Below are 13,734 nucleotides of genomic sequence, written 5' to 3' on the forward strand. Positions count from 1 at the left end.
ACAGTCGCCAGTTGTTTCCGCCAGTCGTCTCGTCAGCCGTCTCGCCAGTAGCCGTTTTCTCCCGTCACTTCCCTGGATCCTGTCGTCATCTTCGGTCTCCTCTCCGTCTCTATCTCCGCTTGCTGCCTCGTCCTTCGTTGCACGGAACACTTGCAGAATGGGGGGAGGGTGTGCGTACTCGTCCCGACATCCCTGGCGCGCCGTGGAACACTTGCAAAACGGGGGTGGGGTGGGTCCGAGTCAATCCGCCCCCCGCTGCGAGTCGCGGAACATTTGCAGAACGGGGGGGGGGTGTGGTGGCGGTTCCGGTCGAAACCGCCGGGAACACGCCGTCGAACCACCCTGTATCAGTCTCGCACGCCGGGGTCGAATCGCAAGTCTCTTACTTAACCCACTAATACAGACTAATGCGAACGCACGAGCGAGCGTGGGTAGCCAAGCTAGGCCAAAGGCGCAGCGTTGAGGGCGCTGTCCTGTAGAGGTTCGCCGGTTCAAATCCGGTCCCACGCATCGCACGTACCCGAGTCCTCAACTCGGGGTCAAGCGATGCACGGTGATTTCCCTCCCGGGACATCACCCACGCACAACTTCCTACTGAAACAACACCGAAGAGCGAGGCGTCCGTCCGTCGAGCGACCGGCAGTCAGCCGGTACGCGACGGCGACGGGCCTCGCGAAGAGCGGTGCGGCCGGTATCCAGTACCCGCAGCGTCGTCGACGCCCATCGTCTCAGTCTTAACGTCGTGACGACCATCGTGGTCGCGACCAATCTCGTGGACCTCGGTCAGTTTCGCCGTCACTCCGCGGTGGCACACGGGCGGCTCTCGCGAGTGACGGCCCAGCACGACCGTTTGGTTGAAATGTTACCTCCGCGTACCGGGGGGTATGGCAAAATACTCCACGGGCGGCTCTTCCGGGGGTAGCGGTAGCGGCACCTGCGAACTCTGCGGGAAGTCGACGGAGTCGCTCACGACGGCGTCCGTCGCGGGCGCACAGCTGTCCGTCTGTCAGAACTGCGCGGACCTCGACGAGAGCAAGAAGCGCAGCCGTCGGGGGCAGAACCAAGGTGGCGACTCGGGGTCGTCCTCAGGCAGCAGCGGCGGGAGCGAGCGCGAGCCCAACAGCGCGGTTCGCGCGGCCGCCGAGCAACTCGACGCCGCCCGTGGCGACTCCTCGCACTGGGAGGAGCACGGCACGAACTACGAGCGCGACCGCCTCCCCTACCTCGTTTCGGGGTATGGCGAACTCGTCGAGGAGGCCCGACAGGAGGAGGGACTCCAACTCTCCGAGCTCGCGGAGGAGCTCGACGTCGACGAGAACGACCTGCTCGCCGTCGAGCAGGGCCGGGCGACGCAGGCCGGCGTCGGCGGGAGCGTCATTCGCGCGCTCGAGGAACGCCTCGGCGTGACGCTCTCGGAGTAACCACACGACCCGCCCTTACGCACGTCTCGGTGCGAGCGGCGGCGCCGCCCCGAACGAAAGCTTGATTATAAATCAGTATAGATTGTGGAGCGACGCCAAACCGGCGTTCTTCATGACCGGGTGGCATCCCGTAACCTGTCACGTGCGGCCATCGCGTTGGCCGCCCTCACACTTCTCCGCCGAGTCACGACGCGAGCGGCATGTAGAGTCGGATAGTCGCCCATCGAGTCCCGAGAACGAACAAGGAGGTCGCGTCGGCGTCGCGCTCAGTCTGCGGACTCGTCCGGTTCGTCATCGGTTCGCTCGCCGCCGTCGCTTTCGGCCGCCGCGTGCTCGCCGTCGTCCGGCGTCGCGACGTCCTCGGCGTCGGCGTTCGGCGTGCGGTCGACGCGTTCCGCGGGGACGCCGACCATCGTCGCGCCGGGTTCGACGTCGGTGGTGACGACGGCGCCCGCGCCGACCTTCGCATCGTCGCCGATCTCGATGTCACCGAGGAGCGTCGCGTCCGCGCCGATGGTGACGTTGTCGCCGACCGTCGGGTGGCGCTTGACGGGACGCTGGTCCGCGCCGCCCAGCGTCACGCCGTGATACATGTGGACGTCGTCGCCGACGACCGCCGTTTCGCCGATGACGACACCCATACCGTGGTCGATGACGACGCGCTCGCCGATGGTCGCGCCGGGGTGGATTTCGACGCCGGTGAGCCAGCGGACGAGCTGGGAGAGCAGGCGGGCGAGGAGCTGATACCCGTGCTCCCAGAGCGTGTGCGTGAACGCGTGCGCCCAGACGGCGTGGAGGCCGGGGTAGCACAGCAGCACTTCGAGACGGCTCTTCGCGGCGGGGTCCTTCTCGAGGACTGCACAGACGTCCTCCCGGACGCGGCTGAGGCTAAGCACGGCGCTCACCGTCGCGTCGGGCGCGGCCGCTCGCGCGGGCGACGCGGCCGTCTACGTGTCTCGTCATGCCCCTGAGTGTGCTCGGGCAGGCAAAAAGGCCAGCGCTTCCGGTCGAGAACGCCGAAGGCGCTATACTCGCCGAGACGTAACGGGCGTCCGTGAGCGACCAGCATCCTGACCGGACGCGCGCGGGCGAGACGGAGTCGTACGCGGGCGTCGTCTACGACCTCGACGGGACGCTCGTCGACCTCGACGTCGACTGGGCGGCCGTCGAGCGCGACCTCAACACCCTCCTCCGCGACTCCGGCGTCGACCCGGAGGGGTTGGTCACGTGGGACCTCCTCGAGGCCGCCGAGGAGGCGGGCGTCGGCGACGAGGCGGAGGCGCTCATCAGCGACCACGAGTGTACGGGCGCGGAGCGCGCCGTCCGCCTGCCGCACGCGGACGAACTCCGGGACGGCACGGTGCCCGCGGCGGTCTGCTCGCTGAACTGCGAGCGCGCGTGTCGCATCGCCCTCGAGAAGGAGGAGTTGCTCTCGCACGTCCACGGCGTCGTGGGCCGCGACAGCCTCGCCGGCCGCGAGCGCAAGCCCGACCCCGAACCGTTGCTCCGGGCGGTGGAGGCGTTAGGGCTCGACCCCGCGGACGTCGTCTTCGTCGGCGACGCCGAACGCGACGCCGAGACGGCGCGTCGCGCCGGCACCGGCTTCCGCTACGTCTGAGAGTTCGGAGCCCGGTCAGTCGCTCGCGCCGGCGTCGACGGCCGTCCGGCGCGCGTAGAGGAAGACGGCGACGGCGGTGAGGAACCAGACGACGGCGCCGACGCGCAGGGCGAACGCGGCTTTCGCCGTCCACGTGGGGAGGGAGACGCCGCTGAGGACGAAGACGGCGGCGACGACGGGCGCGCCGACGACGATGGTGACGACGAACGTCGTCTGCATCACCCACCCGTAGTCGACGCCCTCGGGGTCCGTCTCCTCGACTACCTCTGGCACACGCGTCCGTCGGCGCGCGGCGCGCATAAAAGCCGCGTGTTTAACGGCGCGGCGGCGGTACGCTTCTCTATGACGACGGTTCAGGACATCCGCTCGCGGGCAGACGAGGAGGCGCCCATCACGATGCTGACGGCGTACGACACGCCGACGGCGCGCATCGTCGACGAGGCGGGTATCGACGTGGCGCTCGTCGGGGACAGTATGGGGAACGCCGTGATGGGCTACGACTCGACGCTCCCGGTCTCGATGGATGACGTCGCCTCGCGGACCGGCGCCGTCGTCCGTGGCGTCGAGGACGCCCTCGTCGTCGCCGACATGCCCTTCCTGAGCTACGGCGCGGACGAGGGCGATGCGGTGGAGAACGCCGGCCACCTCCTCAAGGAGGCAGGTGCAGACGCCGTGAAACTCGAGTGCGGTCCGCACACCGTCGCGTTGACCGAGCGCCTCACGGACCTCGGGATTCCCGTGATGGCCCACCTCGGCTTCACCCCACAGCACGTCCAGCAGTTCGGCGGCTACGGCCGTCGCGCGACGACCCGCGAGGCTGCCCGTGAGGTGCTGGAGCTCGCGGAGGCCCACGAGGAGGCGGGCGCGTTCAGCCTCGTCGTCGAGCACGTCCCCGCGAACGTCGCCGCCCAGGTTACGGACGCACTCGCCATCCCGACCATCGGCATCGGCGCCGGCCCCGACACCGACGGGCAGGTCCTCGTCATCACGGACGTCCTGGGGCTCTCCGAGCGCGCCCCGCCGTTCGCCGAGCAGTTCGGCGACGTCGCCGGCGAGATGAAGCGCGCCGTCGAGGACTACGCCGACGCCGTCACGGAGGGTGAGTTCCCCGCTGAGGAGCACAGCCACACCGACGAGGACCTCGACGACCTCTGAGTCTCGGCGACGCCACATCCCTGCTCCGTGCGCGTGCGACGACGAGGAGACTTCTTCGACCCTTCCGCTCGACAACCGCTACCGCGCGGCGGACGTCGAGCGGTCCCCGGCGACCGCTTCGGGTCCAGTGAGAACGCGCTCGATGCTGTGGACCGCAATTCCACCGGACACCCTCTCCTTTATTACAAACACCTTGTTTCTACCAAAGGTTTAAATACTCTCGTGCCTAACCATAGGTTAGCAACAATGCGTCCCCAAAATACACTCACTGACCAGAGCGGACCCGTCGAGCGCTACGACTACGCCGACGAGTCCGTCGTGGTCGCGGACACGTCCTTCGCCGACGAGCAGGTGACCGTCGACGTCATCGACGGCACCGCCATCCTCGTCGTCGAAGGGCACGACGAGGACGCGCAGTACGAAATCGACCTCCCGACCGGGGAGGTCGCCCGCGCGTTTATCAACAACGGCGTCGTCACCGTCGAGGTAGACCGATGAAACTGACGGTCAAACCCCTCAAGCAGGACCAGGCGGGTCGCGGCCTCGCCGCCGTCGACCGGCGCGCGATGGAGGAACTCGACCTCGACAATGGCGACTACATCGTCATCGAGGGCAGCGGTGAAGGCCGCGCCATCGCGCGCGTCTGGCCCGGCTACCCCGAGGACGAAGGGAAGGGCGTCATCCGTATCGACGGCGACCTCCGACAGGAGGCCGACGTCGGCATCGACGACAGCGTCACGGTGGAGAAGGCGGACGTCAAGCCCGCGAAGTCCATCAGCGTCGCGCTCCCGCAGAACCTCCGCATCAGGGGCGATATCTCGCCCTACGTCCACGACCGACTCTCCGGGAAGGCCGTCACGACCGGGCAGACCATCCGCGTCCCCTTCGGGTTCGGCGGCTTCGGCCAGATGAGCGGCCAGCGCATCCCCATCAAGATCGCCGGCACGGAGCCCGAAGGCACCGTCGTCGTCACCGACTCCACCGAGATTCAGGTGAGCGAGATCCCCGCCGAGGAGATTTCGGGCGGTCGCGGCCAGGAGGCCGGCGACAGCACCCCGAACGTCTCCTACGAGGACATCGGCGGCCTCGACGACGAACTCGAGCAGGTCCGGGAGATGATCGAACTCCCGATGCGTCACCCCGAACTCTTCCAGCAGCTCGGCATCGAGCCGCCGAAGGGCGTCATGCTCCACGGCCCGCCCGGCACCGGGAAGACGCTCATCGCGAAGGCCGTCGCCAACGAAATCGACGCGCACTTCCAGACCATCTCGGGCCCCGAGATCATGAGCAAGTACTACGGGGAGTCCGAGGAGAAACTCCGGGAGGTCTTCGACGAGGCCGAGGAGAACGCGCCCGCCATCGTCTTCATCGACGAAATCGACTCCATCGCGCCCAAGCGCGAGGAGGCCGGCGGTGACGTCGAGCGACGCGTCGTCGCCCAGCTCCTCAGCCTGATGGACGGGCTCGAAGAGCGCGGCGACGTCATCGTCATCGCGGCGACGAACCGCGTCGACGCCGTCGACCCCGCGCTCCGCCGCGGTGGGCGCTTCGACCGCGAAATCGAGGTCGGCGTCCCCGACCAGGAGGGCCGCAAGGAGATCCTGCACGTCCACACGCGCGGGATGCCGCTCGCCGACGACGTCGAGGTCGACGAACTCGCGGAGAACACGCACGGCTTTGTCGGCGCGGACATCGAGAGCCTCAGCAAAGAGGCCGCGATGAACGCGCTGCGGCGCATCCGCCCCGACCTCGACCTCGAGTCCGACGAAATCGACGCCGAAATCCTCGAGTCCATCCGTGTCACCGAGGACGACTTCAAGGAGGCGCTGAAGGGCATCGAGCCGTCGGCGATGCGCGAGGTCTTCGTCGAGGTGCCGGACGTCACGTGGGAGGACGTCGGCGGCCTCGGGGACACGAAGGAGCGCCTGCGCGAGACCATCCAGTGGCCGCTCGACTACCCCGAGGTGTTCGAGTCCATGGACCTCGAGTCCGCGAAGGGTGTCCTCCTCTACGGTCCGCCCGGCACCGGGAAGACGCTCCTCGCGAAGGCCGTCGCCAACGAGGCGAACTCGAACTTCATCTCGGTGAAGGGCCCCGAACTCCTCAACAAGTACGTCGGGGAGTCCGAGAAGGGCGTCCGCGAGGTCTTCGAGAAGGCCCGCTCGAACGCACCGACCGTGGTGTTCTTCGACGAGATCGACTCCATCGCGGGCCAGCGCGGCCAGAACCAGAGCGACTCCGGTGTCGGTGAGCGCGTCGTCAGCCAGCTCCTCACGGAACTGGACGGCATCGAGGACCTGGAGGATGTCGTCGTCATTGCGACGACGAACCGCCCGGACCTCATCGACTCCGCGCTCCTCCGCCCGGGCCGTCTCGACCGCCACATCCACGTGCCCGTCCCGGACGAGGAGGCGCGCCGCGCCATCCTCAGCGTCCACACCGAGCACAAGCCGCTCGCCGACGACGTCGACCTCGACGCCGTCGCGCGGCGTACTGAGGGCTTCGTCGGCGCGGACCTCGAGGCGCTCGTCCGCGAGGCGACGATGGCCGCGACGCGCGAGTTCATCAACACCGTCAACCCCGAGGACGCCGCCGACTCGGTCAGCAACGTCCGCGTGACGATGGCGCACTTCGAGCAGGCGCTCGATGAAGTCCACGCCAGCGTCGACGAGGACGTCCGCGAGCAGTACGACGAGATCGAACAGCGCTTCGAGAAGGCCGAGTCGCCCGAGCGCGAGCAGACCTACGGCACGGCCTTCCAGTAAGCCCGCCCGGTCCGCCGACGAGCGCGGCCGCACTCGTGGCTCGGTACCGGCGGCACTCTCGCCGTCCCGTTCTGACGCTCCGTTTCCCGCTTTGCACCGACTTCAAGTGGCGACGTCGGCGTGCAGGCCTTCCGCCGACGTGATACCCGAGCCGGGTGGTGACACGCGGGTTAGCGCGTACTCAAGTTCCTCTGGCTCCTTTTGTCTGTAATGGCTGACCCGAACCCGACGCCGGGAATTCATCACGTGACGTGCATCGCGGGCGACCCCCAGCGCAACCTCGACTTCTGGGTCGAGACGCTGGGCCTGCGCCTCGTGAAGCGCTCCATCAATCAGGACGACCCGGGGACGTACCACTTCTTCTTCGCGGACGCGGAGGGGACGCCCGGGACGAGCATGACGTTCTTCCCGTGGGAGAACATGTCGCAGGGGAAGGTCGGCTCCGGGCAGGTCGCGCGGACGGCGTTCCGCGTCCCCGAGGGGAGCCTCGACTACTGGGAGGCACGCTTCGAGGAGTACGACGTCGACTACGCCGAGCGCGTTGAGCGCTTCGGCGAGACGGTGCTGCCGTTCCGCGACCCGGACGGCCTCCCCGTCGAGCTCGTCGCCGTCGAGATTCCCGAGGACGACCCGACGGTCCCGTGGACGGAGTTCGTCCCCACGGAGCACGCGATTCGGGGCTTCCACTCGGTGACGCTCTGGCTGACCGACCCCCAGCCCACACAGAAACTCCTGCGGACGATGGGCCTCAAGGAAGTCGGCACCGAGGAGTCGCAAGGCGACACGCCCGGCGATCAGCGCACGCGCTTCCAGGCTGCCGGGAGCGTCGGCCAGTACGTCGACACGCTCCCGACCGTCGAGGCGTCCCGGCAGGGCCACGGCACCGTCCACCACGTCGCCTTCCAGACGCCGACCGACGACGAGCAGGCGGAGATGCGGAAGGCCGTCCGCTCGATGGGACTCCGCCCCACCCAGCAGATCGACCGCCACTGGTTCCGCTCGGTCTACTTCCGCGAGTTCGACGGCGTCCTCTTCGAGCTCGCGACGAAGGACCCCGGCTACGCGAGCGACGAACTGCTTGAAGACCTCGGCGGCCGCCTCGTCCTCCCCGGCGAGTTCGAGGACCGGCGCGAGCAGATCGAGGCCGGCCTCGCCGACGTCACGATTCCCGAACCGGACGCGGACGCTGACGCCGAAGCCGCCGGCGCAGAGCGGGACGACTGAAGGACGGGCCCCGCTCTCGCCGCCCCGATGTGCCCACGTTTTTGTCGCCGCGCCACCGAGCAGTAGCGGATGCTACTCACGGGGACTGTCGTCGTGGACGCCGAGACCACCCTCAGTGACGGCGCCGTCGTCACCGAGGGCGACCGCATCGTCGCCGTCGGCGAGCGCGCGGACCTCGTCGAGACCTACCCCGACCACGAGCGCCGCGACTTCGACATCGTCGCACCCGGCCTCGTCGGCGCGCACGTCCACTCCGTGCAGAGTTTGGGGCGCGGCATCGCCGACGACACCGAACTGCTCGACTGGCTCTTCGAGTCCGTCCTCCCGATGGAGGCGTCCCTCGACCGCGAGGGGATGCGTGTCGCCGCCGAGCTCGGCTACCTCGAGTGTCTCGCCTCCGGCACCACCACCGTCGTCGACCACCTCTCCGTCGACCACGCCGACGCCGCCTTCGAGGCCGCCGGCGAGACCGGGATTCGCGCCCGGATGGGGAAAGTCCTCATGGACACCGAGAGCCCGGACGGTCTCGAAGAGGCCACCGAAGCCGGCCTCAACGAGTCCGAGCGCCTGATTGGGGAGTACCACGGCGCGTTCGACGACCGAATTCGCTACGCGGTGACGCCGCGCTTCGCCGTCACCTGCACCGAGGAGTGTCTCCGGGGCGCACGCGCCCTCGCGGACGAGTACGACGGCGTGCGCATCCACACGCACGCGAGCGAGAACCGCGACGAGATCGCCACCGTCGAGGACCGCACCGGCATGCGCAACGTCCACTGGCTGGACGAGGTCGGCCTCACCGGCGAGGACGTCGTGCTCGCACACTGCGTCTGGACGGACGAGACCGAGCGCGAGGTGCTCGCCGAGACTGGCACGCACGTCACGCACTGCCCGTCCTCGAACATGAAGCTCGCCTCCGGCGTCGCACCCGTACGGGACTACCTCGAGCGCGGCATCAACGTCGCGCTCGGCAACGACGGCCCGCCGTGCAACAACACGCTCGACGCCTTCACCGAGATGCGCCAAGCGAGTTTGTTAGGTAAGGTGGACTCGCTCGACCCGACGGCGATTCCCGCCGCGACGGTCTTCGAGATGGCGACCCGGAACGGCGCCGAAGCTGCCGGTTTCGAGCGCGTCGGCGCACTCCGCGAGGGGTGGACGGCCGACCTCGTCGGACTGACCGCTGACGGCCCGCGCTCGACGCCGATTCACGACGTCCGCTCGCACCTCGTCTACGCCGCCCACGGCGACGACGTCGCCCTCACGATGGTCGACGGCGAGGTGCGCTACGACGACGGCGACTACCCCGGCTTCGACGCCGAGGCGACGCTCGCGAAAGCCCAAGAGCTCGCCGAGGAAATCGCGTAAGGAACGGCGGTTCGGCATCCTGTTCGTCGTTCCGCCACCGCATCGCTCGCGCCTCACTTCGTTCAGCGCTCGCATTCTGGTGGCCCCTCGTGTTGCTCGGGCCCGCCTTACTTCTTGTACTCCTTCCGGTACCCGCGGAACTCGGTGCGGTGGGCTTCCTCGTCGGCGAGGAGTGTCACCGCGAGGTCCTCGGTGACCGGGTCGTCGGCCTTCTCGGCGGCTTTGATGAGGTTGCGGTAGGTCTCGATGGCGCCGTTCTCGGCGTCGAGGACGCCCTCGATGACGGCGAGGACGTCCGTGGTGTCCTCGGGCGGCTGGAGGCTGTGCTGGGCGGCCTCGAACTCGCCCGAGCCGGGCGGCGCTTCGTCGAGTTGCTTGAGGCGCTCGCCGAGTTGCTCGGCGTGCCCGAGCTCCTCCTGGATGTCCGTCTGGAGGGATTCCTTGATTTCCTCGGCGCGGACGCCATCGAGGACGATGGAGTTCGACATGTAGTTCATCACGGTCTCGATTTCGTCCTGATACGCCTTCTTCAGCAGCCGCGTGACTTCCTGTTCGGACATACCCGAGAGTTCTCGCGGCTGGTACGTATAAGCAGGGGGCGGTGGGGCGGCCCGTCAGCGGAGGTCGTCCATGTGGTCGATACGCTGCTGGACGAGGGCGGGCTTGCCGACGTCGTGGCGGACGCGGAACCCCTCGCCGAGTCCCTCGAGGGCGGCCTCGGCCTGCTCCTCGGCGGCGCTGATGGAGTCGCCGCGTCCGACGACGGCGAACGAGCGCGACGTCGTCGTGTAAACGCCGTCCGCGCGGGCGTCGACGCTCGCGTAGAAAAGCAGCGCGTCACCGACGGAGTCCTCGTCGAGTGTGACTTCCGCGCCGGCCTCGGGGTCGGTCGGGTAGCCGTCGGGGACGGCGTACTTGCAGACGGTGGCGTCGCCCGAGAACGCGAGCTCGGGGAGGTTCTCGCCGTCGCGGGCGGCGGTGAGGACGTCGATGAACGGCGTCTCGAGGACGGGAAGGGTGTTCATCGCCTCGGGGTCGCCGAAGCGCGCGTTGAACTCGACGACCTTCGGGCCGTCGGCGGTGAGCATGAACTGGCCGTAGAGGACGCCGCGGTAGTCCTCGAGGGCGTCGACGGTCGCCTCGATGACGTCGACGGCGGCGTCGTAGTCCTCGCCAGTCATGAAGGGGAGCGTCGCGTCGGTGTCGCTGTAACTACCCATCCCGCCGGTGTTCGGGCCCTCGTCGCCCTCGTAGGCGCGCTTGTGGTCTTGGACGGCGAGCGTCGGGCGGACCTGGCCGTTTGCGACGAACGCCTGAATCGTGAGTTCCTCGCCGACGAGGCGCTCCTCGACGACCCACTCGTCGTGGTCGCTCTCGCGGACGTACTCGGCGGCTTCGGCGTGCGTCACTTGGTCGCCGGTGACGCGCACGCCCTTCCCGCCCGTCAGCCCGGCGGGCTTGACGGCGGCGTCCTCGCCCTCGTCCGCCAGTTCTTCGACGAACGCGGCGGCCGCCTCGGCGTCCGAGAACGTCTCGAACCACGGCGTCCCGGGGATGTCGTGCTCGGCCATGAACTCCCGCTGGAACTGCTTGTCCGTCTCGATGCGGGCCTCGGCCTGCTTCGGGCCGAACGCGTAGATACCGACGTCTTCCAGGGCGTCCACGACGCCTGCCGCGAGCGGGCTCTCGGGGCCGACGACGGCGAGGTCTGCCCCGACGTCCTCGGCGTAGGCGACGACGGCCTCGGGGTCGTTCTCGTCCAGCGTTTCGACGTCCTCGGCGAGGTCGACGATGCCGGGGTTCCGGTTCGACGCGCAGGCGTAGAGGTCGCAGTCGTCGGCGAGCGAGCGCGCGATGGCGTGCTCGCGGCCGCCGCCGCCGACCAGCAGGACGGTCTCGGTCATGGCCGGAGAGAGTGAGCAAAAGAGTGTAAAGGTTGCTCTTACGGCTTGGAAAGTTATGCACGTACGTGAGGGGATCGATCCGTCGCGTCCCGCGGACCGATTTCGCCCACTCACGACCCTTTACCCGCCTCCGGCCCAACTGTCACGCATGAGTGACCCGACGGACCACAACCGCCTCGGCGAGGAGGCGAGTCCGTACCTCCAGCAGCACGCGGACAACCCCGTGAACTGGCAGCCGTGGGACGACGCGGCCTTCGAGGCGGCGGAAGAACGCGACGTGCCAATCTTCCTCTCCATCGGCTACTCGGCCTGCCACTGGTGTCACGTGATGGCCGAGGAGTCCTTCGAGGACCCCGAGATTGCGGAGTACCTGAACGAGCACTTCGTCCCCGTGAAGGTCGACCGGGAGGAGCGCCCGGACGTCGACGAACTCTACATGACCGTCGCGCAGCTCGCGACGGGCGGCGGTGGGTGGCCGCTCTCCGTCTGGCTCACCCCCGACAAGCGCCCGTTCTACGTCGGGACGTACTTCCCGCCAGAGTCGACGGAGCGCCAGACTGGCTTTCAGGACGTCCTCCAGTCGCTCCATCAGCGCTGGGAGCACGAGCGCGAGGCCGTCGAGGAGCGCGCCGACCAGTGGGCGGCGGCGCTGCAGGGCGAAGTCGAGGACGTGCCGACGCCCGCCGAGGAACCACCGGGCAGCGACGTCCTCGACGCCGCGGCGAGCGAGGCTGTCCGGCGCGCCGACCGCGAACACGGCGGCTGGGGGCAGAACCAGAAGTTCCCCCAGCCCGGCCGCCTACACGTCCTCCTGCGCGCGGCCGCGAACAGCGGCGAGGACGAGGTGAGCGACGACGGAGATAGCGACCTCGCGGACGACGCGCGCGCCGTCGCCACCGAGACGCTGGACGCGATGGCGAACGGTGGCCTCTACGACCAGCTCGGCGGTGGCTTCCACAGGTACTGCGTGGACCGCGACTGGACGGTGCCCCACTTCGAGAAGATGCTGTACGACAACGCCGAACTCGCCCGGGTCTACCTCGGGGCCCACCAACTCCTCGGTGACGAGCGCTACCGGGAGGTGGCGGCGGGCGCGCTCGACTTCCTCGCCGACGAACTCTCCCACCCCGACGGTGGCTTCTACAGCACGCTCGACGCCCGCAGCGAGGGCGAGGAGGGGAAGTTCTACGTCTGGACGCTCGACGAGGTGAGTGACGCCGTCGAGGACCCCGCGGACGCCACCGTCTTCGGCGCGTACTACGGCGTCGGCCAGTCGGGGAACTTCGAGGGGAGCACCGTCCTGACGCGCCGGCGCGACCTCGCGGACGTCGCCGACGACCTCGGGATGGACGTCGAGGAAGCCCGCGAGCGCCTCGACCGCGCCCACGCACAAGTGTACGAGGCGCGCACCGAGCGCACGCGGCCCGCGCGCGACGAGAAGGTCATCGGCGCGTGGAACGGCCTCGCGATTCGCGCGTTCGCCGAGGCCGGCCTCGTCCTCGACGAGTCGTACGCCGAGCGCGCCGCCGAGAGCCTCGCCTTCGTCCGCGAGCACCTCTGGGACGCCTCGGCGAACCGGCTCGCCCGGCGCTACGCCGACGGCGAATCGAAGGGCGAGGGCTACCTCGAGGACTACGCCTTCCTCGCGCAGGGCGCGCTCGCGACCTACGAGGCGACCGGCGACGTCGAACACCTCGCGTTCGCGCGCGACCTCGCGGACGCGCTCGTCGCGGAACACTGGGACGCCGAGGACGAGACGCTCTACTTCACGCCGGCGAGCGGCGAACAACTGCTCGCACGGCCGCAGGACCTCGCGGACCGCTCGACGCCCTCCCCGACTGGGGAGGCCGTCGCCGCCCTCGACGCGCTCGCCGCCTTCGCGCCGGACGCCGACTACGACGAGGTGGTCGACGGCGTCCTCGCGACGCACGCCGAGACCGTCGAAAACCGCGGTTTCACGCACCCGACGCTCGCGCTCGCCGCCGTCGACCGGGACTGCGGCCACCTCGAACTCACGGTCGCCGCCGACGAGGTTCCCGCGGAGTGGCGCGACGCCGTCGCCGAGCGCTACCTGCCCGACCGCCTGCTCTCGCGACGCCCGCCGACCGAGGATGGCCTCGGCGAGTGGCTGGACGCGCTCGGACTCGCGGAGCCACCCGCAATCTGGGCGGGTCGTGCGGCGCGCGACGGCCCGACCGCCTACGTCTGCCGGCGCGCGTGCTCGCCGCCCGTCACCAGCACGGCCGACCTCGTTGAGTGGCTAGAAGAGTACCGCTGACGCC

The 13,734-nt window shown here is 69.0% G+C and carries 11 protein-coding genes, 1 tRNA gene and 1 pseudogene; 9 read left to right on the plus strand and 4 right to left on the minus strand.

The features are described from left to right. Positions 1-425: 425 nt before the first annotated feature. Positions 426-510 (plus strand) — tRNA-Leu (locus ACQUS8_RS00765). 374 nt (positions 511-884) lie between these two features. Then, positions 885-1,421, plus strand: a complete 537-nt coding sequence (locus tag ACQUS8_RS00770) for a helix-turn-helix domain-containing protein (RefSeq protein WP_435095468.1) — start codon at positions 885-887, stop codon at positions 1,419-1,421. Between the two features lie 383 nt (positions 1,422-1,804). Here the strand turns inward: ACQUS8_RS00770 and cysE are convergent. After that, positions 1,805-2,317, minus strand: a pseudogene (gene cysE / locus ACQUS8_RS00775) (serine O-acetyltransferase); the annotation flags it as partial. A gap of 158 nt (positions 2,318-2,475) precedes the next feature. On the opposite strand from cysE, the gene ACQUS8_RS00780 reads away from it, so the two are divergent. Further along, positions 2,476-3,039, plus strand: a complete 564-nt coding sequence (locus tag ACQUS8_RS00780; protein WP_435095471.1) for an HAD family hydrolase — start codon at positions 2,476-2,478, stop codon at positions 3,037-3,039. A gap of 15 nt (positions 3,040-3,054) precedes the next feature. Here ACQUS8_RS00780 and ACQUS8_RS00785 read toward each other — a convergent pair whose 3' ends face one another. After that, a complete protein-coding gene (locus ACQUS8_RS00785) occupies positions 3,055-3,312 on the minus strand; it encodes a DUF5822 domain-containing protein (protein ID WP_435095474.1) in 258 nt (85 codons plus the stop codon). Between the two features lie 69 nt (positions 3,313-3,381). Between ACQUS8_RS00785 and panB the strand changes: the two genes are divergently transcribed. The 5 genes from panB (at position 3,382) to ACQUS8_RS00810 (ending at position 9,548) form a co-directional block, all read left to right on the plus strand. After that, the gene (gene panB / locus ACQUS8_RS00790) at positions 3,382-4,194 is read left to right on the plus strand and encodes a 3-methyl-2-oxobutanoate hydroxymethyltransferase (RefSeq protein ID WP_435095477.1); all 813 of its coding nucleotides are present in this window, start codon (positions 3,382-3,384) and stop codon (positions 4,192-4,194) included. A gap of 246 nt (positions 4,195-4,440) precedes the next feature. Further along, positions 4,441-4,692, plus strand: coding sequence for a DUF7127 family protein (locus ACQUS8_RS00795; RefSeq protein ID WP_435095480.1), 252 nt, complete (start codon positions 4,441-4,443; stop codon positions 4,690-4,692). Next, positions 4,689-6,959, plus strand: coding sequence for a CDC48 family AAA ATPase (locus tag ACQUS8_RS00800; RefSeq protein ID WP_435095483.1), 2,271 nt, complete (start codon positions 4,689-4,691; stop codon positions 6,957-6,959). Before ACQUS8_RS00795 ends, ACQUS8_RS00800 begins: the two co-directional genes overlap by 4 nt. A gap of 210 nt (positions 6,960-7,169) precedes the next feature. Beyond that, entirely contained in the window at positions 7,170-8,183 is a 1,014-nt protein-coding gene (locus ACQUS8_RS00805) for a ring-cleaving dioxygenase (protein WP_435095486.1), read from the plus strand. Positions 8,184-8,252: 69 nt separating this feature from the next. Then, positions 8,253-9,548 (plus strand): 5'-deoxyadenosine deaminase, encoded by a 1,296-nt coding sequence (locus tag ACQUS8_RS00810; protein ID WP_435095489.1) that lies wholly within the window; start codon positions 8,253-8,255, stop codon positions 9,546-9,548. Positions 9,549-9,655: 107 nt separating this feature from the next. Here ACQUS8_RS00810 and ACQUS8_RS00815 read toward each other — a convergent pair whose 3' ends face one another. After that, positions 9,656-10,108 (minus strand): ferritin-like domain-containing protein, encoded by a 453-nt coding sequence (locus tag ACQUS8_RS00815; RefSeq protein WP_435095492.1) that lies wholly within the window; start codon positions 10,106-10,108, stop codon positions 9,656-9,658. Between the two features lie 54 nt (positions 10,109-10,162). Further along, positions 10,163-11,452 (minus strand): phosphoribosylamine--glycine ligase, encoded by a 1,290-nt coding sequence (gene purD, locus ACQUS8_RS00820; RefSeq protein WP_435095495.1) that lies wholly within the window; start codon positions 11,450-11,452, stop codon positions 10,163-10,165. 148 nt (positions 11,453-11,600) lie between these two features. Here purD and ACQUS8_RS00825 point away from each other — a divergent pair, with 148 nt between their 5' ends. Continuing rightward, positions 11,601-13,730, plus strand: coding sequence for a thioredoxin domain-containing protein (locus tag ACQUS8_RS00825; RefSeq protein WP_435095498.1), 2,130 nt, complete (start codon positions 11,601-11,603; stop codon positions 13,728-13,730). Positions 13,731-13,734: the final 4 nt, after the last annotated feature.

The sequence above is a fragment of the Halarchaeum sp. P4 genome, from assembly GCF_051195175.1.
GTDB lineage: Archaea > Halobacteriota > Halobacteria > Halobacteriales > Halobacteriaceae > Halarchaeum.

Bases quoted from the DNA above. Each gene is read 5' to 3' on its own strand.
- ACQUS8_RS00815 (WP_435095492.1), bottom strand. From the start codon at position 10,108: ATGTCCGAACAGGAAGTCACGCGGCTGCTGAAGAAGGCGTATCAGGAC.
- ACQUS8_RS00800 (WP_435095483.1), top strand. From the start codon at position 4,689: ATGAAACTGACGGTCAAACCCCTCAAGCAGGACCAGGCGGGTCGCGGC.
- purD (WP_435095495.1), bottom strand. From the start codon at position 11,452: ATGACCGAGACCGTCCTGCTGGTCGGCGGCGGCGGCCGCGAGCACGCC.
- ACQUS8_RS00805 (WP_435095486.1), top strand. From the start codon at position 7,170: ATGGCTGACCCGAACCCGACGCCGGGAATTCATCACGTGACGTGCATC.
- ACQUS8_RS00795 (WP_435095480.1), top strand. From the start codon at position 4,441: ATGCGTCCCCAAAATACACTCACTGACCAGAGCGGACCCGTCGAGCGC.
- panB (WP_435095477.1), top strand. From the start codon at position 3,382: ATGACGACGGTTCAGGACATCCGCTCGCGGGCAGACGAGGAGGCGCCC.
- ACQUS8_RS00825 (WP_435095498.1), top strand. From the start codon at position 11,601: ATGAGTGACCCGACGGACCACAACCGCCTCGGCGAGGAGGCGAGTCCG.
- ACQUS8_RS00810 (WP_435095489.1), top strand. From the start codon at position 8,253: ATGCTACTCACGGGGACTGTCGTCGTGGACGCCGAGACCACCCTCAGT.
- ACQUS8_RS00770 (WP_435095468.1), top strand. From the start codon at position 885: ATGGCAAAATACTCCACGGGCGGCTCTTCCGGGGGTAGCGGTAGCGGC.